This window comes from Pseudomonas versuta (assembly GCF_001294575.1).
Lineage (GTDB): Bacteria > Pseudomonadota > Gammaproteobacteria > Pseudomonadales > Pseudomonadaceae > Aquipseudomonas > Aquipseudomonas versuta.
Map to the genome: position 1 here is coordinate 306,338 of NZ_CP012676.1, position 20,919 is coordinate 327,256.

The 20,919-nt window shown below is 58.3% G+C and carries 19 protein-coding genes and 1 pseudogene; 17 read left to right on the forward strand and 3 right to left on the reverse strand.

Annotated features, from left to right (window positions below; genetic code table 11):
- Positions 1-31 precede the first annotated feature (31 nt).
- From hscA to AOC04_RS01495, 14 genes are all read left to right on the forward strand, one after another.
- Positions 32-1,894 (forward strand): Fe-S protein assembly chaperone HscA, encoded by a 1,863-nt coding sequence (hscA, locus tag AOC04_RS01430; RefSeq protein ID WP_060690826.1) that lies wholly within the window; start codon positions 32-34, stop codon positions 1,892-1,894.
- A gap of 3 nt (positions 1,895-1,897) precedes the next feature.
- Complete coding sequence (gene fdx / locus AOC04_RS01435; protein ID WP_060690827.1) at positions 1,898-2,239, forward strand: ISC system 2Fe-2S type ferredoxin; 342 nt, start codon at positions 1,898-1,900, stop codon at positions 2,237-2,239.
- 12 nt (positions 2,240-2,251) lie between these two features.
- Entirely contained in the window at positions 2,252-2,452 is a 201-nt protein-coding gene (iscX, locus tag AOC04_RS01440) for a Fe-S cluster assembly protein IscX (protein ID WP_048385877.1), read from the forward strand.
- 94 nt (positions 2,453-2,546) lie between these two features.
- A complete protein-coding gene (ndk, locus tag AOC04_RS01445; RefSeq protein ID WP_003443361.1) occupies positions 2,547-2,972 on the forward strand; it encodes a nucleoside-diphosphate kinase in 426 nt (141 codons plus the stop codon).
- A gap of 28 nt (positions 2,973-3,000) precedes the next feature.
- Positions 3,001-4,149: a dual-specificity RNA methyltransferase RlmN gene (gene rlmN, locus AOC04_RS01450; protein WP_060690828.1), complete on the forward strand. Its 1,149-nt coding sequence runs from the start codon at positions 3,001-3,003 to the stop codon at positions 4,147-4,149.
- Between the two features lie 12 nt (positions 4,150-4,161).
- On the forward strand, positions 4,162-4,920 hold the full coding sequence (gene pilW / locus AOC04_RS01455) for a type IV pilus biogenesis/stability protein PilW (RefSeq protein WP_060690829.1): 759 nt from the start codon (positions 4,162-4,164) through the stop codon (positions 4,918-4,920).
- Positions 4,920-5,900, forward strand: a complete 981-nt coding sequence (locus AOC04_RS01460) for a RodZ domain-containing protein (RefSeq protein WP_060690830.1) — start codon at positions 4,920-4,922, stop codon at positions 5,898-5,900. The genes pilW and AOC04_RS01460 overlap by 1 nt, the downstream gene beginning before the upstream one ends.
- Positions 5,901-5,903: 3 nt before the next feature.
- Positions 5,904-7,013, forward strand: coding sequence for a flavodoxin-dependent (E)-4-hydroxy-3-methylbut-2-enyl-diphosphate synthase (gene ispG, locus AOC04_RS01465; RefSeq protein WP_003443351.1), 1,110 nt, complete (start codon positions 5,904-5,906; stop codon positions 7,011-7,013).
- A 22-nt stretch (positions 7,014-7,035) separates the two neighbouring features.
- Complete coding sequence (gene hisS / locus AOC04_RS01470; RefSeq protein ID WP_060690831.1) at positions 7,036-8,325, forward strand: histidine--tRNA ligase; 1,290 nt, start codon at positions 7,036-7,038, stop codon at positions 8,323-8,325.
- Between the two features lie 40 nt (positions 8,326-8,365).
- Positions 8,366-9,007, forward strand: a complete 642-nt coding sequence (locus AOC04_RS01475) for a tetratricopeptide repeat protein (RefSeq protein WP_060690832.1) — start codon at positions 8,366-8,368, stop codon at positions 9,005-9,007.
- Positions 9,000-10,151 carry an outer membrane protein assembly factor BamB gene (bamB, locus tag AOC04_RS01480; RefSeq protein ID WP_060690833.1) on the forward strand — a complete coding sequence of 384 codons (1,152 nt, stop codon included), beginning with the start codon at positions 9,000-9,002 and terminating at the stop codon, positions 10,149-10,151. Before AOC04_RS01475 ends, bamB begins: the two co-directional genes overlap by 8 nt.
- A 138-nt stretch (positions 10,152-10,289) precedes the next feature.
- Positions 10,290-11,759: a ribosome biogenesis GTPase Der gene (gene der, locus AOC04_RS01485; RefSeq protein WP_003443342.1), complete on the forward strand. Its 1,470-nt coding sequence runs from the start codon at positions 10,290-10,292 to the stop codon at positions 11,757-11,759.
- A 122-nt stretch (positions 11,760-11,881) separates the two neighbouring features.
- Positions 11,882-13,030 carry a pyridoxal phosphate-dependent aminotransferase gene (locus AOC04_RS01490; protein ID WP_060690834.1) on the forward strand — a complete coding sequence of 383 codons (1,149 nt, stop codon included), beginning with the start codon at positions 11,882-11,884 and terminating at the stop codon, positions 13,028-13,030.
- Entirely contained in the window at positions 13,018-13,809 is a 792-nt protein-coding gene (locus AOC04_RS01495) for an amidohydrolase (RefSeq protein ID WP_060690835.1), read from the forward strand. Before AOC04_RS01490 ends, AOC04_RS01495 begins: the two co-directional genes overlap by 13 nt.
- Positions 13,810-13,931: 122 nt before the next feature.
- On the opposite strand, the gene leuA is transcribed toward AOC04_RS01495, so the two are convergent.
- The 3 genes from leuA to xseA form a co-directional block, all read right to left on the reverse strand.
- Positions 13,932-15,611 (reverse strand): 2-isopropylmalate synthase, encoded by a 1,680-nt coding sequence (gene leuA / locus AOC04_RS01500; protein ID WP_060690836.1) that lies wholly within the window; start codon positions 15,609-15,611, stop codon positions 13,932-13,934.
- 344 nt (positions 15,612-15,955) lie between these two features.
- A complete protein-coding gene (locus AOC04_RS01510; protein WP_060690838.1) occupies positions 15,956-16,780 on the reverse strand; it encodes a peptidoglycan DD-metalloendopeptidase family protein in 825 nt (274 codons plus the stop codon).
- A 3-nt stretch (positions 16,781-16,783) separates the two neighbouring features.
- Complete coding sequence (gene xseA / locus AOC04_RS01515) at positions 16,784-18,163, reverse strand: exodeoxyribonuclease VII large subunit (protein ID WP_060690839.1); 1,380 nt, start codon at positions 18,161-18,163, stop codon at positions 16,784-16,786.
- 124 nt (positions 18,164-18,287) lie between these two features.
- Here xseA and AOC04_RS24395 point away from each other — a divergent pair.
- From AOC04_RS24395 to guaB, 3 genes and pseudogenes are all read left to right on the forward strand, one after another.
- Positions 18,288-18,409, forward strand: a pseudogene (locus AOC04_RS24395) (hypothetical protein); the annotation flags it as partial.
- Positions 18,410-18,565: 156 nt separating this feature from the next.
- Positions 18,566-19,114, forward strand: a complete 549-nt coding sequence (locus AOC04_RS01525) for a hypothetical protein (protein WP_060690841.1) — start codon at positions 18,566-18,568, stop codon at positions 19,112-19,114.
- Positions 19,115-19,355: 241 nt separating this feature from the next.
- Positions 19,356-20,825 carry an IMP dehydrogenase gene (gene guaB, locus AOC04_RS01530; RefSeq protein WP_060690842.1) on the forward strand — a complete coding sequence of 490 codons (1,470 nt, stop codon included), beginning with the start codon at positions 19,356-19,358 and terminating at the stop codon, positions 20,823-20,825.
- Positions 20,826-20,919 lie beyond the last annotated feature (94 nt).

Here is a 20,919-nt window from a genome sequence, read left to right on the forward strand (position 1 = left end):
ACGCCTGATATACAGATAAGTCCTGATTACGATGGCCCTACTGCAGATCGCCGAACCCGGCCAAAGTCCTCAACCGCACCAGCGACGTCTGGCTGTGGGGATCGACTTGGGCACTACCAATTCGCTGGTCGCTGCATTGCGCAGCGGTCTTTCCGAGCCGCTGGCCGATGCTGACGGCAAGGTCATCCTGCCGTCTGCGGTGCGTTATCACGCAGATCGCATCGAGGTGGGCGAGTCTGCCCGTCTGGCGGCCTCAAGCGATCCTTTCAATACCGTGCTGTCGGTCAAGCGCTTGATGGGTCGTGGTCTGTCCGACGTCAAGCAATTGGGCGAGCAGCTGCCTTATCGCTTTGTTGGCGGTGAGTCGCATATGCCGTTCATTGACACCGTTCAGGGCCCCAAAAGCCCGGTAGAAGTGTCAGCCGACATTTTGAAAGTGTTGCGCGAGCGTGCTGAAAAAACCTTGGGCGGCGAACTGGTGGGGGCGGTGATTACCGTGCCGGCTTATTTCGATGACGCTCAGCGCCAGGCGACCAAGGATGCGGCGCGGCTTGCCGGGCTCAATGTATTGCGCCTGCTCAACGAGCCGACTGCCGCCGCTGTGGCTTACGGTCTTGATCAGCACGCTGAAGGCGTGGTTGCCATCTATGACCTGGGTGGCGGTACCTTCGATATCTCGATCCTGCGTTTGACCGGCGGCGTGTTTGAAGTCCTGGCGACCGGCGGCGACAGCGCGCTGGGTGGCGATGACTTTGACCATGCCATTGCCAGCTGGATTGTCGAGCAGGCAGGTTTATCCGCAGATATTGATCCGGGCACTCAGCGCCAATTGTTGCAAATTGCCTGTGCTGCCAAAGAGGGGCTGACCGATGCCTCATCCGTGTCTGTCGCTTATGGCGACTGGCAGGCAGAGCTGACCCGTGAAGCTTTCGATGCTCTTATCGAACCGATGATTGCCCGCAGTCTCAAGGCTTGTCGTCGGGCGGTACGTGATTCCAACATTGAGCTTGATGAAGTTCAGGCGGTGGTGATGGTCGGTGGTTCGACCCGCGTGCCGCGCGTGCGTGAAGCCGTTGCCGAGATGTTTGGCCGTCAGCCATTGACCGATATCGACCCCGATCAGGTGGTCGCCATTGGCGCTGCGATTCAGGCCGACACTCTGGCCGGTAACAAGCGTGATGGTGGCGAGCTGTTGTTGCTGGACGTGATTCCGTTGTCGCTCGGTCTTGAGACCATGGGCGGCCTGATGGAGAAAGTCATTCCGCGCAACACCACGATTCCTGTGGCTCGCGCGCAAGACTTCACCACCTACAAAGACGGCCAGACGGCCATGATGATTCATGTGCTGCAAGGTGAGCGTGAGCTGATCAGCGATTGCCGCTCCCTGGCGCGTTTTGAATTGCGCGGTATTCCGCCGATGGTGGCCGGTGCTGCCAAAATCCGCGTCACCTTCCAGGTCGATGCCGATGGCTTGCTCAATGTCACGGCCCGCGAGCTGGGGTCGGGCGTGGAGGCAACGATTCAGGTCAAGCCGTCTTACGGTCTGACCGATGGCGAAATCGCCAAAATGCTCAAGGATTCATTCCAGTACGCCAGTGACGACAAAGTCGCACGGGTGTTGCGTGAGCAGCAGGTCGATGCTCAGCGTCTGATCGAGGCGGTACAGGCGGCGCTGGATGTTGATGGCGATCGTTTGCTGGACGCCGAAGAGCGGATGGTCATCGAGCTGCAAATGCAGGAACTGGCCCAATTGTTGAAGGGCACCGATGGTTATGCCATCGAGCAGCAGACCAAGCGTCTGTCGCAAGTGACCGATGCCTTCGCCGCCCGACGCATGGACTTGACGGTTAAAGCCGCCCTGTCGGGACGCAACCTGAATGAAATCGAGGAATAACTGATGCCGCAGATCATTTTTCTGCCACACGCCGAGCATTGCCCGGACGGTATGGTTGTTGAGGCTGAGACCGGCAAAACCATTCTCGAAGTGGCCCACGACAATCACATCGAAATCGAAAGCGCGTGCGGCGGTGTTTGCGCCTGCACCACTTGTCACTGTGTGATTCGTGAAGGCTTCGACTCCCTCATTGAGGCTGACGAGCTGGAAGAAGACTACCTCGATCGGGCCTGGGGTCTGGAGCCTACCTCGCGCCTGAGCTGTCAGGCCCGGGTCGGCACTGAAGACATCACAGTCGAAATTCCGAAGTACTCGCTCAACCACGCCGCTGAAGCGCCGCACTGATAAGGAATTGTCATGAGCCTTAAATGGGTTGATGTGCAGGAAATCGCTATCCAGCTGGCCGAAGCTCACCCGGACGTCGATCCGTTGACGGTGAATTTCGTCAAGCTGCGCAACCTGGTCATGGCGTTGCCTGACTTCGACGACATCCCTGATCGTGGTGGGGAGAAGGTCCTAGAAGCCATTCAGGGCTTGTGGATCGAAGAAGCTGACTAAAATTGCAACGCACGTAATTATGAAATACCCAAGAACCCGCGTATAATTCGCGGGTTTAATTTTTCGCTTAAATCACTGTTTCTGGAGTTACACCATGGCTGTTCAACGCACTTTCTCCATCATCAAGCCTGACGCTGTTGCAAAAAACGTTATCGGCGAGATCACCACCCGTTTTGAAAAAGCCGGCCTGAAGGTTGTAGCTTCCAAACTGAAGCAACTGTCCAAAGCTGAAGCTGAAGGCTTCTACGCTGAGCACAGCGCTCGTGGCTTCTTCGGCGACCTGGTTGCTTTCATGATCTCCGGCCCGGTTGTTGTTCAGGTTCTGGAAGGCGAAAACGCTATCGCTCTGAACCGCGAACTGATGGGCGCTACCAACCCTAAAGAAGCAGCTGCCGGCACTATCCGTGCTGACTTCGCTGAATCCATCGACGCCAACGCTGTTCACGGTTCGGATTCTGAAGCAGCAGCTGCTCGCGAAATCTCCTACTTTTTCGCAGCTACTGAAGTAACCACTCGATAAGCATCGGCTTGTGAGTGAGGGTGAAGACATGATTGCAACGACTGGCAAAACAAACCTGCTGGGCCTGACTCAGCCCCAAATGGAGAAATTCTTCGACTCAATCGGGGAGAAGCGTTTCCGTGCCGGTCAGGTCATGAAGTGGATTCACCACTTTGGCGTCGATGATTTCGACGCCATGACTAACGTCAGCAAGGCCTTGCGCGACAAGCTCAAGGCTATTGCTGAGGTTCGTGGACCTGAAGTCGTCAGCGAGGACATCTCCACCGATGGCACCCGTAAATGGGTGGTTCGTGTCGAGTCCGGCAGCTGCGTCGAAACAGTTTATATACCCCAGGGCAAGCGCGGCACTTTGTGCGTTTCGTCCCAGGCTGGCTGTGCCCTGGACTGCAGTTTCTGCTCCACCGGCAAGCAAGGTTTCAATAGCAACCTCACCGCCGCTGAAGTGATCGGCCAGGTGTGGATTGCCAACAAATCCTTTGGTAGCGTCCCGGCAACTGCCGACCGTGCCATCACCAACGTGGTGATGATGGGCATGGGTGAGCCGCTGCTGAACTTTGACAACGTGATTGCCGCCATGCATCTGATGATGGATGACCTGGGCTACGGTATTTCCAAGCGCCGGGTGACACTGTCCACCTCGGGCGTAGTGCCGATGATCGATGAGCTGGCCAAGCACATCGACGTATCCCTGGCGTTGTCGCTGCATGCCCCCAACGATGCCTTGCGCAGCCAGTTGGTGCCGATCAACAAAAAGTACCCGCTCAAAATGCTGCTCGAGTCCTGCCGTCGCTACATGGCGACCTTGGGCGAAAAGCGTGTCTTGACCGTTGAGTACACCATGCTCAAAGACATCAATGACCACGTCGAGCATGCCGTGGAAATGATCGAGTTGCTCAAGGACACGCCTTGCAAGATCAACCTGATCCCCTTTAACCCGTTCCCGCATTCGGGCTATGAGCGTCCAAGCAATAACGCCATTCGCCGTTTCCAGGATCTGCTGCATCAAGCCGGTTATAACGTGACAGTGCGTACCACTCGCGGTGAAGACATCGACGCGGCGTGCGGGCAACTGGTTGGTCAGGTCAATGACCGCACCCGCCGTAGCGAGCGCTGGGTTGCCGGGCATGAGCAGAGCGCTGAAGGCGATGTAGCGCCAAACGCTTCGCCGGCTCCCTGAGAGAGGACATCCATGATCCTGCGCGCCGCGCTTTCTTTCGGACTGGTCAGCTTTTTGGCTGGCTGCGTGTCATCGGGTGGCTCAAACCCGATGGCTACCGACAAGGGGCGTGACGAGGCGCGGGAGGCCTATGTTCAACTGGGCCTTGGTTATCTTCAGCAGGGGATGACCGAGCAGGCCCGGATTCCCCTGAGTAAAGCCCTCGAACTCGACAGAAACGACCCGGACACCAATGCCGCACTGGCGTTGGTGTTTCAGTCTGAAATGGAGTTTGAGCTGGCCGAACAGGCCTTTCGCACAGCACTGCGGGCGCGGCCGAACGATGCCCGCATCCTGAACAACTATGGCAGTCTGCTTTTCGGCCAGCAGCGCTATCAGGAAGCCTCTGACCAGTTCAGCAAAGCACTGGCCGACAACCTTTACCCTGAGCGTTCGCGGATCTACGAGAACCTGGGTGTCGCCTCGCTCAAGCTGGGCCAGCGGGATGCAGGTCGCCAGCAGCTCGAAAAAGCCTTGCGTCTGAACCGTCAGCAACCTCGCGCATTGCTCGAAATGGCTGAGTTGTCTTACGAAGACAGGCATTATGTGCCCGCACGTGACTTTTACGATCGTTTTAGCCTGCTTAGCGGGCAAAATGCACGTAGTCTATTGCTCGGTGCGCGACTGGCGAATGTATTCGACGACCGCACCCCAACAGCCAATTACGGCCAGCAACTAAAACGACTCTATCCCGGCACGCCGGAATATCAGCAATACCTGTCGGAGCAATGATGAAAGCGGCGCAACCCGAAGTTCTAGCAGCGACTCGTGTCAATCCCGGTGAGACCCTGCGTCAGGCCCGTGAAAACAATGGATGGACGTTGGCTGAAGTCGCCTTGAAACTCAATCTCACGGCCAGTTCCTTGAGCAACCTTGAGACCGGGGCGTTCGACAAGCTGCCAGGCCATACGTTTGCGCGTGGTTACATCCGTGCCTATGCCAAATTGCTTGGCATGGACCAGACCAGTCTGGTCCATGAGTTTGACCTGTACACCGGGACTGATGCCAACGGCAGCAATGTGCACAGCCTTGGCCGTATAGAAGAACCCGTGCGGGTTTCGCATACCATCTTGCGTATTGTCAGCTTGCTGTTGCTGATCGCCGTAATCGGCGGCGGTTTCATATGGTGGCAGGACCAGACGTCCATGCGCGCCAAGGACCTGATCGGGCTGAACCCGGAGCACGTTGAAGTTGAAGGCGCTGACGGTACGACCCGGATCCACCCGCTCGACGAGCCGGAAGATCAGGCTGTAGCAGAGGCCAAGGTTGAAGGCGAGGCACCTGTGGCCGCTGAGGCAGCTCCAGAGCAAGACACAACGGCTGCGCCGGTGTTGCCGGTTGCACCCTTGACGTCCGGCGCTGCGCCGGCGCCGGTTGCCCAGGCAGCTGTTGCCCCGACAGCAACCCCGGCAACCCCGGCAACGCCGGCTGCTGCGCCTGCAGCACCCGCGGCCACAGCACCTGTTGCGGGTGCTGGCAAGGTCGCTCTGCAATTTACCGCTGACTGCTGGACTCAAGTCACCGACGGCACGGGTAAAGTGCTGTTTGGTGGCCTGAAGCGCAAGGGCGAGAATCTTGAACTGAGCGGCAAGCCTCCACTGACCCTGCGTCTGGGTTATGCCCGTGGCGCGCAGGTGACCTACAACGGTCAGCCTGTGGATGTGGCTCCTTTCACCAGTGGCGAGACTGCTCGCCTGAAGTTAGGTCAATAAGTCATGCACGGCGAATCACCAATCAAACGTCGCGAATCGCGAAAAATCTGGGTTGGCTCGGTGCCAGTAGGTGGCGATGCCCCTATTGCCGTACAGAGCATGACCAACAGCGACACCAATGATGTGGCTGCCACTGTTGCCCAAATTAACCGACTGGAAGCCGCTGGCGTCGATATCGTGCGCATTTCCGTGCCGGACATGGACGCAGCTGAAGCCTTTGGCCGCATCAAGCAACTGGTCAAGGTGCCCCTGGTTGCCGACATCCACTTCGATTACCGGATTGCCTTGCGCGTAGCGGAACTGGGTGTGGATTGTCTGCGGATCAACCCGGGCAATATCGGTCGCGAAGACCGTGTGCGTGCAGTGGTTGATGCTGCGCGTGACCGTGGTATTCCGATCCGTATCGGCGTCAACGCCGGTTCTCTGGAAAAAGACCTGCAAAAGAAATACGGCGAGCCTACGCCTGCCGCTCTGGTTGAGTCGGCACTGCGTCACGTTGAACACCTTGAGCGCCTGAATTTCAGGGACTTCAAGGTCAGCGTAAAGGCCTCGGACGTGTTCATGGCGGTTGAAGCGTATCGCTTGCTGGCCAAGGAAATCGTCCAGCCACTGCATTTGGGTATCACTGAAGCCGGCGGTTTGCGTTCAGGCACAGTGAAATCTGCGGTGGGCCTAGGTATGCTGCTCGCCGAAGGGATTGGCGATACTATTCGCATCTCTCTGGCGGCAGACCCGGTAGAAGAGGTAAAAGTCGGTTACGACATCCTCAAATCCCTGCACCTGCGCTCGCGTGGTATCAACTTTATTGCGTGTCCAAGCTGCTCACGGCAGAACTTCGACGTGGTGAAAACCATGAACGAACTCGAAGTGCGGCTTGAAGACTTGCTGGTACCGCTGGATGTGGCGGTGATCGGTTGCGTGGTCAACGGTCCCGGCGAGGCGAAGGAAGCTCATGTGGGCTTGACCGGCGGCACCCCGAACCTGATTTACATCGACGGCAAGCCGTCGCAGAAGTTAACGAATGAAAACCTGGTGGACGAGCTCGAAAGGCTGATCCGGCAGAAGGCGGCCGAAAAGGTCGAAGCTGACGCAGCAGTTATCGCGCGCGGCTAATCAAACGAATAAAGGATTTTCTGTGAGCAAGTCTTTGCAAGCCATTCGTGGCATGAATGACATCCTGCCGGAGCAGACGCCTCTGTGGCGCTACTTTGAGAGCACGGTGTCGCGTTTGCTGGATAACTACGGTTACAAGCAAATCCGCATGCCTGTCGTTGAGTTCACCGAGCTGTTCAAGCGCTCGATCGGTGAAGTGACCGATATTGTCGAAAAAGAGATGTACACCTTCGAAGACCGCAACGGCGACTCGCTGACCTTGCGCCCAGAAGGCACTGCTGCCTGCGTACGTGCGGTGCTTGAGCACGGCATAACCGGCGGCGGCCAGGTTCAGAAACTGTGGTATATCGGCCCGATGTTCCGCCACGAGCGCCCGCAAAAAGGCCGCTACCGGCAGTTTCATCAGATCGGGGTTGAAGTGTTCAACCTCGATGGTCCGGATATCGACGCCGAACTGATCGTGCTCACCTGGCGCCTGTGGGGCGAGCTGGGTATCCGCGACGCGGTCAAGCTTGAGCTCAACAGCCTGGGTACCAGCGAAGCCCGCGCGCGCTACCGTGCCGCGCTGGTCGAATACCTGTCCTCGCGTCTGAGCGAGCTTGACGAAGACAGCCAGCGTCGCTTGAAATCCAACCCGCTGCGCGTGCTCGATACCAAAAACGCTGATACCCAGGCGGTTCTGGTCGATGCACCGAAGCTGGTGGATTACCTGGACGAAGAATCCCGTGTGCACTTCGAGGGCCTCAAGGCTCGTCTGGATGCTGCCGGGATTCCATACGTCATCAACCCCAAGCTGGTTCGCGGGCTCGATTACTACAGCAAAACCGTATTTGAGTGGGTCACTGACAAACTGGGCGCCCAGGGCACCGTGTGTGCCGGTGGTCGTTATGACGGTCTGGTTGAACAAATGGGTGGCAAACCCACCTCGGGTGTCGGCTTTGCAATGGGCATCGAGCGCCTGATCCTGCTGCTCGAAACCCTTGAGCAAGTACCGGAAGAAATCGCGCGTCAGGTTGATGTTTACCTGTGTGCTTTCGGCGAGGCTGCTGAACTGGCTGCCCTGACATTGAGCGAACGTGTTCGTGATCAACTGCCAAACCTGCGCTTGCAGATCAATGCAGGCGCTGGCAGCTTCAAAAGTCAGTTCAAGAAGGCCGACAAGAGCGGTGCGCTGTTTGCGCTGATCCTGGGTGACGACGAATTGGCCCAGCAAGTAGTAGGCGTCAAACCCCTGCGTGGCCAGGGCGAACAACAAACAATTGCCTGGGATGCTCTTTCCGAGCACTTGGCCACCTGCATCGTGCAGGGTTGAAGCTGTAAATCAGCCGAATTAGCGAATAAGGAGTGTTGGGGTGTCGAGTAACGATGATGATCAGCTGGGCGAGTTGAAAGACTGGTGGCAGCGTAACGGCAAACCCCTGGTCACTGGCGGCTTGCTGGCGCTGGTGGTGGTGTTCGGCTGGCAGGCCTGGCACAAATATCAGAGCGGCCAGTCGCAAGGGGCGTCGGCTCTGTATCAGCAATTGCTGGAAACCACCCTCACGCCTGACGGTCAGCCCGATGTGGCCCGTGTGGCGGATCTGGCCAACAAGTTGAAAGGCGAGTACGCAGGTACGGCCTACGCACAATTTGGCGGGCTTTTTGTGGCCAAGGTTGCTGTGGACAACGGCAAGCTTGATGACGCCGCCACCGAGTTGAAAGCCATTGCCGACAAGCCGGCAAACCCGACCCTGGGTGAAGTGGCGCGTCAGCGTCTGGCTCAGGTTCTGGCAGCACAGGGCAAGGTTGATGATGCCCTGAAGTTGCTCGAAGGCGATTCGGACAAGGCATTCCTGGCCAGCCGTGAAGAGTTGAAGGGCGACTTGCTGGTACAGCAGGGTCGTACTGACGACGCACGTGCCGCCTACGAAAAAGCCAAGGCAGCGCTCTCTGACGAAGCCGCTGTAGGTGGCCTGCAAATCAAGCTGGACGACCTGGCCAAAGGAGATGCGTGAAGTGATGCGTTGGAAACATGCGGCATTGCTGGCTCTGGTCATTTTGGCCGCGGGTTGCAGCAGCAACAGCAAAAAAGAACTTCCGCCAGCCGAGCTGACTGACTTCAAAGAAGAAGTCGTTTTGCAAAAGCAGTGGGATCGCTCGATCGGTGACGGTCAGGGCAAAACCTACAACATGCTGGTTCCGGCTGTTGAAGGTAATAACATCTACGCGGCTGACGTGACCGGTGTAGTGATGTCCTTGGACCGCATGAACGGCGACGTTCAGTGGAAAAAAGATCTCGAACTGCCTGTTTCTGGCGCCGTTGGTGTTGGCTATGGCCTGGTGATGCTCGGCACCCTGCAAGGTGACGTCGTAGCCCTGGACGCCAGCACGGGTGAAGAAAAATGGCGCTCTCGTGTTAACAGCGAAGTGCTTGCTCCACCACAGACCAATGGTGACATCGTCGTGGTTCAAACCCAGGACGACCATCTGGTAGGTCTGGATGCTTCAACCGGTGACCAGCGCTGGATTTACGACAGCACGCCAGGTGTTCTGACCTTGCGTGGTACCGGTGCACCGCTGGTGACCAACCACCTGGCAATTGCTGGTCTTTCGACCGGTAAAGTCGTTGCCCTCGATACTCGAAACGGCGTGCCGGTGTGGGAGCAACGTGTTGCCATTCCGCAAGGCCGCTCGGAGCTTGAGCGTATCGTCGATATTGACGGTGGCCTGCTGCTCTCCGGTGGCACGCTGTATGTCGCCAGCTACCAGGGCCGCATGGCTGCGCTGGAGATGGATACCGGTCGCGTGCTCTGGCAGCGTGATGCTTCCAGCTACGCAGGTGTCGCCCAAGGTTTTGGCAACGTCTACGTCAGTCTGGCGTCCGGTACTGTTGAAGGCATCGATGAACGTTCGACCACCTCACTATGGAGCAACGATGCTCTGGCACGCCGTCAATTGTCGGCTCCGGAAGTCTTCTCCAGCTATGTGGCAGTCGGTGACATGGAAGGCTATCTGCATCTGCTAAGCCAGGTCGATGGTCGTTTCGTGGGCCGTACTCGCATAGACAGTGATGGTCTTCGGGCGCGTCCGCTGGTGGTCGGTGACATGATTTACGTGTTTGGTAACAGCGGCAAACTGGAAGCCCTGACCATTCGCTAAGGCGTCTATGCTTGAGGCTCTAGGGTCTCAGGCAGCCTTGCCCTGGCAAGGCTTGCGGCACATTTGTGCTGTTCCGAACTCTGGCCGCTGCCTTGCAGCGGCTTTTGTATTTTCTGAAATAACGAAGTGGAGAGCCGCATGGTTCCCGTAATCGCCCTGGTGGGCCGACCTAACGTCGGCAAGTCCACCTTGTTCAACCGCCTGACCAGGACTCGCGACGCCATCGTCGGCGACTTGTCCGGTCTGACCCGTGATCGCCAATACGGTGAGGCCAAGTGGCAAGGGCGTTCCTACATTCTGGTCGACACCGGCGGTATCTCCGGTGACGAGCATGGTATGGACGAAAAGATGGCCGAGCAGTCGCTGCTGGCTATCGAAGAAGCTGACGTCGTTCTGTTCCTGGTAGATGCAAAAGCGGGTTTCACAGCCGCTGACCAGATGATTGGCGAACACCTTCGCAAACGTAACAAGCGCTCGTACGTTGTCGCCAACAAAGTCGACAACATCGATCCTGAATTGGCACGTGCAGAATTTGCCCCCTTGGGTATGGGTCATGCGATTCCGATCGCCGGTGCCCATGGCCGTGGTATCACCCAGATGCTGGAAATCGCCCTGAGCGATTTCCCGAAAGATCCGGAAGAGGAAGAAGAAGGCGAAGCCGAAGTCGTTCTTGAAGGTCAGGAAGCCAAGCGCATCCCGGGCCCGAGTGAAAAAGACGGCATCAAGATCGCCATCATCGGTCGTCCTAACGTTGGTAAATCAACGCTGGTCAACCGCATGCTGGGCGAAGACCGGGTCATCGTTTATGACGAGCCGGGCACCACGCGCGACAGTATCTACATCCCGTTTGAGCGTAACGACGAGAAGTACACGCTGATCGACACCGCGGGTGTGCGCAAGCGCGGCAAGATCCACGAAGAAGTAGAAAAATTCTCCGTGGTCAAAACCCTGCAGGCCATCAAGGACGCCAACGTGGTGATCTTTGTCATGGATGCCCGCGAAGGCGTGGTAGACCATGACCTCAACCTGCTGGGCTTTGCGCTGGAGGCCGGTCGGGCTCTGGTCATCGCGATCAACAAATGGGACGGCATGACCCCGAGCGAGCGCGAGTTCGTCAAGGTCGAGTTGACCCGTCGGTTGTTCTTTGTCGACTTCGCCGACATCCACTTCATCTCGGCTCTGCACGGCACGGGCGTAGGGAACTTGTACCAGTCGGTGCAAAACTCCTTCAAGTCAGCGGTTACCCGCTGGCCGACCAACCGTCTGACCCAGATCCTGGAAGACGCGGTAGGTGAGCACGCACCACCGATGGTCAACAACCGTCGGATCAAGTTGCGCTATGCCCACCTGGGTGGTGCCAACCCGCCGATCATCGTGATCCACGGTAACCAGGTCGAGAAGGTTCCAAAGTCTTACGTCCGTTATCTCGAAAACACCTACCGTCGTGTCTTGAAGCTGGTCGGTACACCGATCCGCATCGAGTTCAAAGGTGGCGAGAACCCGTACGAAGCCAACAAGAACTCGCTGACCGACCGTCAGGTCAACAAGAAGCGCCGCATGATGTCGCACCACAAGAAAGCCGAGAAGAAGCGCAAAGACAAGCGTTGATACGCAACCTCTCGCAGCAACGAAAAAGGGCCTTGATCGGCCCTTTTTCGTGTCTGGCGTTTGGGCTATCCTCGGTAGGTCCTGTGCCGTAGTCAGAGCCGGGGACATCACAGGGAACGGCCATGATTACCAGCAAGTTGCCGAATGTCGGCACCACTATTTTCACGCGCATGTCGCAGCTCGCCACTGAAACCGGCGCGCTCAACTTGTCTCAGGGTTTCCCTGACTTCGATGGCCCGCAAGCCTTGCGCGATGCCGTCGGACATCACATCGCCAGTGGCCACAATCAATACTCGCCCATGACCGGCTTGCCAGCCCTGCGGGTGCAGGTAGCGGCGAAAATTGCCCGTAGTTATGGGGTGAGCGTCGATGCCGATACCGAGGTCACCATCACCCCCGGCGCCACCCAGGCCATTTTTTGCGCGATTCAGTCAGTGATTCACGCCGGTGATGAAGTCATTGTCTTCGACCCGTGCTACGACAGCTACGAGCCATCGGTCGAGCTGGCCGGTGGGCGTTGTGTTCACGTGCAGCTGGGGCTGGATGATTTTTCGATCGATTGGCAAAAGCTCGAAGAGGCACTGACGCCCCGCACCCGAATGATCATCCTCAACAGCCCGCACAACCCGAGCGGCGCCCTGATCAGCCGCGCCGAGCTGGACACGCTGGCTGCGCTGATTGCGGACCGCGACATCTACATCATCAGCGATGAGGTTTATGAGCACCTGGTGTTCGATGGCATGCCCCATGTCAGTGTTTTGTCCCATCCCGAGTTGTACCATCGTGCCTTTGTTGTCAGCTCTTTCGGCAAGACGTATCACGTCACGGGCTGGAAAACCGGCTATGTGGTGGCCCCTGCGGCCCTGACGGCAGAGCTGCGCAAGGTTCACCAGTACGTCAGCTTTTGTGGTGTTACGCCTTTGCAGTATGCATTGGCCGACTTCATGGAGACCCATCCTGAGCATGTTGAAGAACTGCCGGCGTTTTATCAGGCCAAGCGCGACCTGTTTTGTGATTTGCTGAGCCCGTCGCGCTTTACCTTCAAGCCGGTGGCCGGCACTTATTTCCAGTTGGTGGACTATTCCCATATTCGTCCGGACCTCAATGACGTCGACATGGCCGTATGGCTGACCCGCGAACACGGCGTGGCGACGATTCCGGTTTCGGTGTTCTACCAGTCCCCGCCCGAAGGGCAGCGGCTGGTCCGCCTGTGTTTTGCCAAACGCGAGGAGACGCTGCGTGATGCAGCAGAAAAACTATGCGTGATCTAACTGGTTTACCCGATTTAACCGTTGCCCTGGTGCAGACCACACTGGTCTGGCACGACCGCGAAGCCAATTTTGCACACTTTGACGAGCTGCTCGAACAGGCTAGGGGGGCAGACCTGGTGGTCTTGCCCGAGATGTTCACCACCGGATTCAGCATGCAGTCCGAAGCCCTGGCGGAACCCGAGCACGGTCCCACCAGCAAGTGGTTGCAGGCTCAGGCCAAAAAACTCAATGCCGTGGTGACTGGCAGCGTGATTGTCCAGGCCGCCGACGGCAGCCATCGCAATCGACTGCTGTGGGCGCGTCCGGATGGCGAGGTGCTGCACTACGACAAACGCCACCTGTTCCGTATGGCCGGCGAGCATGAGCATTTCACGCCGGGCGAGCGTCAGGTTCAGTTCGAAGTGAAGGGCTGGCGCGTTCGCCCGCTGATTTGCTATGACCTGCGTTTCCCGGCATGGAGTTACGACCCGCACGATACCGACCTGCTGCTGTACACCGCCAATTGGCCGGGCGCGCGTCGTTTGCACTGGAACCGCTTGCTGCCGGCGCGTGCCATCGAGAACCTCTGCTACGTGGCTGCGGTTAACCGGGTGGGTACGGACGGTAAAGGCATGGTTTATACCGGCGACAGCCATGTCTTCGACTTCCAGGGCGAACCGCTGCTCAGTGCTGGCGAAGCAGACGGTGTGTTCCAGGTGTGCCTGACTGCGGGTGAACTGGCGGCGTACCGCGAGCGCTTCCCGGCCAACCTGGATGCGGACACGTTCGACCTGCACTAAACGGTATCTGCAGGAGCGAGCTCTGCGCATTGAAAAGCTCGCTCCTGCAAAGGGCTGAACATCCGGCACAAAAAAGCCCCCAAGGCCTTCACCTTGGGGGCTTTTGCGTTTCAGGCCGGCGCCTACGCGGCCTTGGCTTGTGCTTCACTCAGCGAACGGTTCAGGGCGCTGAACAGGGCCTTGAAGCTGGCGGTGGTGATGTTTTCATCGATGCCCACACCGTGCACTGCGCGCTCACCATTGACCCGCAGCTCGATATAGGCCGCAGCCTTGGCGTTGGTGCCTGCACCGATGGCGTGCTCGTTATAGTCCATGATTTCGGCTTGCACGGGCAGACCCGCCACCAGCGCTTCCAGTGCGCCGTTGCCTTTTCCGCTCCAGCGCAGATTGGTCTCGCCAGCGCCTTTGGCAGACACTTCAACTTCTACTGCGCTATGGCCGTTCTCTTCCTGCAGGCGATGGCTGACCAGGGCGTAAGGCGTGTTGGCCTGCAGATACTCGCTGTGCAACAAGCTGTGGATCTGCTGGGCGGTCATCTCAAGGCCAAGACGGTCGGTTTCACGCTGAACCACCTGGCTGAACTCGATCTGCATCCGGCGCGGCAGGCTGATGCCGTACTCCTGCTCCAGCAAGTAGGCAATGCCGCCCTTGCCGGACTGGCTGTTGACCCGGATCACCGCTTCATAGCTGCGGCCAATGTCGGCCGGGTCGATCGGCAAGTACGGCACTTCCCACAAGGCATCCGGTTTTTGCTGAGTGAAGCCTTTGCGAATTGCGTCCTGGTGCGAGCCGGAGAACGCGGTGTGAACCAGGTCGCCCACATACGGATGACGCGGGTGAACCGGGATCTGGTTGCACTCTTCGACGACCTTGCGCACGCCATCGATGTCCGAGAAGTCCAGTTCCGGGTTCAGACCCTGGGTGTACATGTTCAGGGCCACGGTGACCAGATCGACGTTACCGGTGCGCTCGCCGTTACCGAACAGGCAGCCTTCGACGCGATCGGCCCCGGCCATCAGACCCAGCTCGGTGGCGGCAACGCCAGTACCACGGTCGTTATGGGTGTGCAAGCTGATCAGCACGCTGTCACGGCGATTGATATGACGACCGAACCATTCGATCTGGTCGGCATAAATATTTGGCGTTGCGCACTCAACGGTGGCCGGCAAGTTGAGGATCATCTTGTGCTCGGGCGTCGGGTTCCAGACCTCGATCACGGCGTCACAGACTTCCTTGGCGAACTCCAGCTCGGTGGCACTGAAGGTCTCGGGCGAGTACTCGAACGTCCAGTGGGTTTCAGGCTGCTGAGCGGCATATTTGACGAACAGTTTGGCAGCGCTGACGGCGATCTCTTTGATCCCCTCCTTGTCCTGGTTGAACACGATGCGGCGGAAAGCCGGGCAGGTCGCGTTGTACAGGTGAACGATGGCCTTTTTCGCCCCGCGCAGGGATTCAAACGTGCGGGCAATCAAATCTTCACGGCCCTGGGTCAGCACCTGAATGGTGGTGTCGTCCGGGATATGACCGTCTTCGATCAAGGTGCGCACGAAGTCGAAGTCGGTCTGGGATGCCGCCGGGAACGAAGCCTCAATCTCTTTAACGCCAACGCTGACCAGGGTCTTCCAGAAGCGCAGCTTCTTTACCGCATCCATCGGCTCGATCAGCGACTGGTTGCCGTCGCGAAGGTCCGAGCTGCACCAGATCGGCGCGCTGGTGATGGTTTTCGATGGCCAGGTACGGTCAGGTAAATCAATGACCGGGAAGGCGCGGTATTTGGAAGACGGGTCTTTGAGCATGGTCATCAGGCAATCCTTATTTTGCTTGCCGACTATCAGGAGGCGGCCAGCCGAAGAAATACAAAGCACAAGGGCGAGGCACTGCGATTAGCTTTGCAGTCGTGCGCTGACGAGGCAAAGGCTGCGGTGCTGGCGGAGCAGAATGAGGGTGTGAGAGGTTTTCATGGCCTCAACCCTAACCATTGGGTTGAAGGATGGCAAGCGGCGAAAAAATATTGAGAGGAATGCTCGAATATCATGGATATTCGAGCGTTAATTGCGTGTTTTAGTGGTAGTGGTGATTATTATTGCGCTGCATGACGGCTGTTAAGCGTCTGGTGCTGCTGCCAATCATCCCGGTAAGGACCCGCTCAAGGTTGGAAGGCGCCAATAAAAATCGCCGGGTCAACCCGTGCATCGTTAAGGCTGACATTCCAGTGCATGTGCGGGCCCGTAGCGCGACCGGTCGAGCCGACTTTGCCGACCACATCACCGCGTGCCAATTGCTGACCAACCTTGGTATCGATCTTCGACATGTGGCAAAACATGCTGATAAACCCCTGGCCATGATCGACAAACACCGTGTTGCCGTTGAAGAAATAATTACCGATCAGAATGACCTTGCCAGCTGCCGGTGTCTTGATCGGTGTCCCGGCGGGTACCGCGAAATCCAGCCCGGCGTGGGGGTTGCGCTCTTCGCCGTTGAAGAAGCGACGTACGCCAAACTTGCTCGACAGCGGCCCGTTCACCGGTTTATCCAGCAACAGGTTGCTTGGTGTAGTGGGGCTGAACGTGCGATACGCCTTGATCTGCACCGCCAGTTCGTTGTCGATACGCTTGATGTCATCCGGGTTCGGATTGACCTGGCGCTTGTTCTTCAGGGTGATGCGCTGCTCAGGGTATTTCTTGCTGCCGACCGTAAAGTTCAGGTCGCGTCCACCGGAGCTGACCTGCTGGGGGCCGGGCTTTACGGTCAGCGGAATACCGACAATCGCCCGCCATGTGTCTTGCTCCTTGACCACCAGCACCGGCTTGCCCTGATAGCTGGCCTTGGGGGCCTGGGCCCCGGTACCCAGCTCAATCACGGCGACACCGCCAGGGACCGGCTTGTTCAGCAACCGGGTGATGTAGCTGTCAGCTGCATGTGCGTTGAGGGTCAGACACAGCAGTAACAGGGCAGAGAGAAAACGCGGCATTGATCAATCCAGTAATGAAAGGGTGACAGGTGTGAGGTGGTTGTCTTCCACGCGTACATGCAGTTCGCCTTCCCCCAGCCTGGCCTTCAGGCGCTGGCCGGTACGGGTTTGCCCGGCGCTGCGAATGGCGTTGCCACGCTCATCCAGCAAGATGCTGTAACCCCGGCCCAGGGTGGCCAGCGGGCTGACCACATGCAGGGTCTGCATTTGGCTTTGCAGTTGCAGTCGACGGCTTTTCAGGCCTTCACGCATGGCCCGTGGCAAGCGCTCGGCCAGGCTGTCCAGACGCTGGCGCAACATGGCCAGTTGCCGTCCTGGATGTTGTGCAGCCAAGCGTGTTTCGAGCCGGATCAGGCGTTCGCGGCGGGTATTGAGGCTGCGCTCAAAGGCGCGCCGCATGCGCATGTCCAGGTCGTCCAGACGCTGAGCCTGCTGGCGCAGCCGCTCACCCGGGTGGCGCAAGCGGCGGGCCAGACCGTCCAGGCGCAGGCGGTCACGCATCAATCGGTCGCGGATGCGCATTACCAGGCGTCGATGCAGGCTTTCGACACGCCGTTGCAGATCGCTGGAGTCCGGGGCCAGCAACTCCGCAGCCGCCGAGGGGGTTGGTGCGCGTACATCGGCCACAAAGTCACTTATCGAAACATCGGTTTCATGACCGACCGCACTGACAATAGGCGTCACGCAGGCATCCACGGCGCGGGCCACGGCTTCTTCGTTGAAGCACCACAGGTCTTCCAGCGAACCGCCGCCACGGGCCAGGATCAGTGCGTCGAAACCCCGCGCATCGGCAAGCTTGAGTGCCCGCACAATTTGCGCTGTGGCTTCGCGCCCTTGCACGGCAGTGGGGATCAGCGTCAGCTCAACTTGCGGTGCACGGCGGCGGAATACACTGATGATGTCGCGAATCACCGCCCCGGTAGGCGAACTGATGATCCCGATCCGCTGCGGATGAGCCGGCAAGGGTACCTTGCGCTCGGGACTGAACAGGCCTTCGGCGCTGAGTTTCTCTTTCAGGGCATCGAAGGCCAGCCGCAGCGCGCCATCGCCGGCCGGTTCAACGGTATCCAGGATCAGCTGGTAGTCGCCGCGGCCTTCAAACAGCGAGACCTTGCCGCGTACTTTTACCGCCAGGCCATCCTTGAGTGCCTGGCGCACCCGTGCCGCGTTATTGCGGAACAGAGCGCAGCGCACCTGGGCGCCGCTGTCTTTGAGGGTGAAGTAAATGTGGCCGGAGGCGGGGCGGGCGAGGTTGGAGATTTCGCCCTCTACCCAGATATTGCTGAACACGTCTTCGAGCAAGACCCGCGCCCGGCCATTGAGCTGGCTGACAGTCAGGACTTCTCGATCGAGGTTGAGTCGTGCAAAAGGATCTTTAATCATGCGCGCCATCATAAGGGCGGAATGTGATCGCTGCACCTGTCTGGTTAAGCTCGCGCCCCTAAAAAAAGAACAACGCCATCTCTACATGCTGTACCTGAAGATGCAGCACGGTGGTGCGCAGCTGTTGCTTGCCGCTTGTCTGTTACCGTCGATGGCGTTGGGGTTATGGACGGTCGCCAATTGCCCCGCGTGTCCTTTGTCCGGCTGGTGACAGGGTTGGTGCTGCGCCGATTGCGCGTTATCTGAGTGCTTGACCTCGCACAGTGAGGCTTTAAGCTGCGCCCTCACCTCTGTAGGAGCGAGCTTGCTCGCGAGCCTTTCAACATAACGCAGAGCTCGCGAGCAAGCTCGCTCCTACACGAGGAGGCGGGTTTTCCTCCCTCACACACATGTGCCGTACCCATGAATTCGCAAAGCATCATCGTTCCTAAAATCTCCACCTTGCCGGTTCACGAACCCCGGGCCCGGGCCATCGTGCGCTGGCTGGTGCGCAAGAACATCATTGAGCAAGAGCTGACCACCTGCGGGCGTGGCGGCAGCCGCATGGCCTACGCCATCGCTCCGGGCGCAGCCAGCGTGGTGCTGCATCCTGAAGCGCTGCCATTCGGTCAGCCGGTCAATGGTCTGGAGATCATCACCAAGCGCTGCATCTACACCCCGGCCAAGGGTTTTCTTGAAGAGGCCGGCTGTGCCGAGTGTCGCAAGGAAGTGGGTGAGGCCCTGTTCGACAGCCTGGAAGAGTGGATGCCGGGCCGTACCGACAACTTCATTTGCCCGCTGTGCGCCCATGAAGATGACATCAACGGTTTTCTGTTTTTGCAGCCGTGTGCATTCTCCAACCTGGGTTTCATTTTCAACAATTGGGCCGAGGCGGGCTTCAAACAGAGCTTCCTTGACGAGTTTGCCGACTGGCTCGACCAGCCGGTGGCGTGGGTCAAAGTCGAGCTCTGAGCCTGTGGGAGCTGGCTTGCCAGCGATGCCATCATTGCGCTGGCCCAGGCACGCGGGGTCACCGGAATCGCTGGCAAGCCAGCGTCCACAGGAATCAAGGCCGCACTATCAGCGAGAATCTGCCCTCAGAGTCAATAAATCATGGCCTTTAGCGCAAAACTCTCTAAAGGTTTCCGTTGAGAGATGCAGGTGTTTTGAGTACAATGGCGCGCTTCCATTTTCCCGCTCGGGAGCCCCAGCGATGCTGCGTATCAGCCAAGAAGCACTCACATTCGATGACATCCTTCTCGTCCCCGGTTATTCCGAGGTTCTCCCGAACGAAGTCAGCCTTAAGACTCGTTTGACCCGTGGCATTGAACTGAATATTCCTCTGGTTTCCGCTGCAATGGACACCGTGACTGAAGCCCGTTTGGCAATCGCCATGGCTCAGGAAGGCGGTATCGGCATCATCCACAAAAACATGACCATCGAGCAGCAAGCTCACGAAGTGCGCAAGGTAAAGCGCTACGAAGCCGGTGTGGTTAAAGAGCCCATCACTATCGAAGCTGACGCCACTGTTCGTGAATTGTTCGAACTGACCCGCCTGCACAACATCTCCGGCGTTCCTGTACTGCACCGTGGCGACTTGGTCGGCATCGTGACGTCCCGTGACGTGCGTTTCGAAAACCGTCTGGAAGCCACCGTTCGTGAAGTGATGACGCCTAAAGAGCGTCTGGTCACGGTCAAGGAAGGCGCCGACAAGAACGAAGCCCGCGAACTGTTGCACAAGCACCGCATCGAACGCGTACTGATCGTCGACGACAAATTTGCCCTCAAAGGCATGATGACCGTCAACGACATCGAGAAAGCCAAGGCTTACCCGCTGGCCAGCAAGGACGACCAGGGTCGTCTGCGCGTAGGCGCTGCAGTGGGTACCGGCAAAGACACCGCCGACCGTGTTGCCGCCCTCGTGGCTGCAGGCGTTGATGTCGTGGTTGTCGACACCGCACACGGTCACTCCAAAGGCGTGATCGATCGCGTTCGCTGGGTCAAGCAGAACTTCCCTGAAGTTCAGGTGATTGGCGGCAACATCGCCACCGGCGCTGCTGCCCTGGCCCTGGCCGAAGCCGGTGCCGACGCGGTCAAGGTCGGTATCGGCCCTGGCTCGATCTGCACCACCCGCATCGTTGCCGGTGTCGGCGTTCCGCAAATCAGTGCCATTGCCAATGTTGCCGCTGCCCTTGAAGGCACCGGTGTACCGTTGATCGCCGATGGCGGCATCCGTTTCTCGGGTGACCTGTCCAAAGCCATCGTGGCCGGTGCATCCTGCGTGATGATGGGGTCGATGTTTGCCGGTACCGAAGAAGCACCGGGCGAAATCGAGCTGTACCAGGGCCGTTCGTACAAGGCTTACCGCGGCATGGGTTCGCTGGGTGCGATGTCGCAATCCCAGGGTTCCTCCGACCGCTACTTCCAGGACTCCTCTGCGGGTGCCGAGAAGCTGGTGCCGGAAGGTATTGAAGGTCGCGTTGCGTACAAAGGTTCTTTGACCGCAATCGTGCACCAACTGATGGGCGGTCTGCGTTCTTCGATGGGTTACACCGGCTGTGCCGACATCGAACAAATGCGCACCAAACCCGAGTTTGTACGTATCACCGGCGCCGGTATGGCTGAATCCCACGTCCACGACGTGCAGATCACCAAGGAAGCGCCAAACTATCGCGTAAGTTGATAGTGGTCGCACCCGGGCCAAAACCCGGGTGCGATACGAATTAAGTCACCGGGGCTGTTTGATTCAGCCCCGAGTTGTTTCTGAAATTAATCGA